Annotated in this window: 3 protein-coding genes and 1 pseudogene; all 4 read right to left on the reverse strand. The window is 58.4% G+C overall.

Annotation, left to right across the window (positions count from 1 at the left end; genetic code table 11):
• Nucleotides 1-114: 114 nt before the first annotated feature.
• Nucleotides 115-795, reverse strand: a complete 681-nt coding sequence (locus QZM72_RS35355) for an SDR family oxidoreductase (protein ID WP_089471830.1) — start codon at nucleotides 793-795, stop codon at nucleotides 115-117.
• 35 nt (nucleotides 796-830) lie between these two features.
• Nucleotides 831-1,211 (reverse strand): nuclear transport factor 2 family protein, encoded by a 381-nt coding sequence (locus QZM72_RS35360; protein ID WP_089471831.1) that lies wholly within the window; start codon nucleotides 1,209-1,211, stop codon nucleotides 831-833.
• Nucleotides 1,212-1,293: 82 nt separating this feature from the next.
• Complete coding sequence (locus QZM72_RS35365; RefSeq protein WP_124703033.1) at nucleotides 1,294-2,154, reverse strand: fumarylacetoacetate hydrolase family protein; 861 nt, start codon at nucleotides 2,152-2,154, stop codon at nucleotides 1,294-1,296.
• A 41-nt stretch (nucleotides 2,155-2,195) separates the two neighbouring features.
• Nucleotides 2,196-2,486, reverse strand: a pseudogene (locus QZM72_RS35370) (hypothetical protein); the annotation flags it as partial.

Below are 2,486 nucleotides of genomic sequence, written 5' to 3' on the forward strand. Positions count from 1 at the left end.
GGCTAGCAGTTTTCGGGCAGCCTTCTCCAAAAACTACACGGGATGCCACCCCCGTGTAGACAAATGGCGGCACCATTTCAGCATTCTGACGTGATGGCGTGGCGATCTTTCAGATCACGACTTCGGAGGTGGCGGCGGCCCGAGAACGATTTCCTCGCTCTTGTCCCGCTTCGTATACATCTCGAAGAACTTCGCGGCGATCTTGTCTGGGTCGACCTCCGTTCCCCGCTTCATTACGCCACCCACGTAGATCGTCCCGACGTAAATACCCTTCGCTGCCACTGCTCCGTTCAGATTGGACAGGTAATTGCGCAATCCTGCTGTCGCAATGCCCACGTTGGCGAGGAACGGAATGGGATTCAACGCCGAGGCGCCGGCGGTAAACAGCAAAGCGCCTTCTTTGCGAGCAAACATGTCGGGCAACACGTTGTGGACGGCCGTTATCGCACCCCCGACCAACACGTCGAACGAATAACGTGCGTTCTCGGCCGTAACATCGGCCGTCGCACGATAATTCTGGAACCCCAGCGCCGGGCTGTATTCGAGCACATCGATCGAGCCGAACTCCGCACGCAAACCATCGAGCGCGTCGCTCAGTTCTGACGCCTTGGTCACGTCTGCCAAACGGGTCTTGACCGATGTGACGCCGGCACTGGCGAGATCGGCGACCAGCTTGTCCAGGTTCTCCTGCTTCCGCGCGATCAAGCCGACATTGAAACCCTGGCTGCCGAACTCCCGAGCGATCGAAAATCCGCTTGTCGCGCCAGCCCCCACGATGACGATAGTTTTAGCCATACCTATGTGCCTCCAATCATTGGCTGTGCGCGTTCTCAGAACATGCTGTTGTTGTTATTGGGCTTCTCGGGAACCGGCGTCATGACATCCCAGTGCTCGGCGATCTTGCCGTTCTCGATCCGGAAGATATCGATCACCGCCGCACCGAGGCTGGCAGGGTCGAACTTGAAATGGTGGTGCACGACAACCAGATCGCCTTCAGCGATGATCCGCTTGATCTCCGTCGAGACGTTCTGGATGCCTTGCTTGAAGGCGGCCCTGACGGCCTCGAGGCCCGTCGGAACCATCGGGTTGTGCTGGATATAGTCAGGCCGAAAATTCAGCAGGCCGGCATCCACTTCGTGCTCGACGAAGACCTTCTGAAAGAAGTCGCGCACGATAGCCTTATTCTGCTCAAGTTGTGAATCGGTCGACATAGGAATCTCCTAACTAAAGAATTTTTGAAAGTATCTTCGCTGCTAAAAAACCCTGACGGGCCACCGCGATGAATATTTTCCGCTATACCGCAGGTGCTTCCTGCTTAACCGGATTACGCAACACGCCAATCTCGGCAATCTCGATCTCGACGATATCGCCGTCCTTCATGAACAACGGCGGCTCCTGACGCGCGCCCACACCACCCGGCGTGCCGGTGACGATGACGTCGCCCGGCTCGAGCTCGGTGAACGTGGAACAATACTCGATGAGCTGCGGAATGGATTGAATCATCTCGTGGCTCGTCGCGCGCTGGAGCTCGCGACCGTTCAGACGCGTCGACAGATGCAATTCGGCGTTATCGGGAATCTCGCCACGCGTGGCCATCCAAGGCCCGAAGCCACCGCTTCCCACGAAGTTCTTGCCAGGCACCCACTGCGGCGTGTGACGTTGCCAATCGCGTACCGAACCATCGTTGTAGGGCGCGTAGCCGGCGATATGCTCCCACGATGCCTCTTGAGAAATACGGCGGCCGCGCTTGCCGATGATCACCGCGATCTCGCCTTCGTAGTCGAATCTCTCCGACTCCAGCGGCGCAATCAGCGGCTGACCGTGGCCCACCTGAGAGTTGGCGAAGCGCGCGAACACCCACGGCTTGGCCGACGGGTCCTTGCCCGTCTCACTGCGGTGGGTCTCGTAGTTGATGCCGATGCAGAGGATCTTGGGCGGATTCGGAATGACCGGCAGAAACTCGATTTCGTCGAGATCGTATGAGAGCCCACCACGGGAGGCCGCTTCTTCCAGTTCGTCCAGCGCGCCAGCTTGCAGCGCGGCCAGCAAATCGACGTACTTGTCGTTCAGGCTCTTCTTGAGATCAAGTGCCCGACCATCGACCACTGCGCCGAACGTCGCTTTTCCGCCGACGCGGAAACTCAGGAGCTTCATGTATCAGTTACCTCGCTTGAGATTGCAAACTACCCAAAGAATTAGGTCGAAGCCGAGCTCGATTCGACCTTATGTTGTTTCGGTTGCGGAGAAGTGATCCACACCCCCAACATCGCCAGCAGGTTCAGCGCCCCGATGACGAAGATCACCGGGAGATACGTCTGATGCGCGTCGAAATAAGCGCCGGCCAGGATCGCGACGAGCGATCCGCCCACGGTCTGAACGAGCAGTACGATGGCGGTCAGCATCGGGAACAATGTGGTGCTCCAATAGTGCCCCAGCATCCCCATCACGCCGACCTGCCCCGCGCCAAAACCTGCGCCCACCAAGCC

The sequence above is a fragment of the Burkholderia sp. AU45388 genome, assembly GCF_030481585.1.
GTDB classification, from domain to species: domain Bacteria; phylum Pseudomonadota; class Gammaproteobacteria; order Burkholderiales; family Burkholderiaceae; genus Burkholderia; species Burkholderia sola.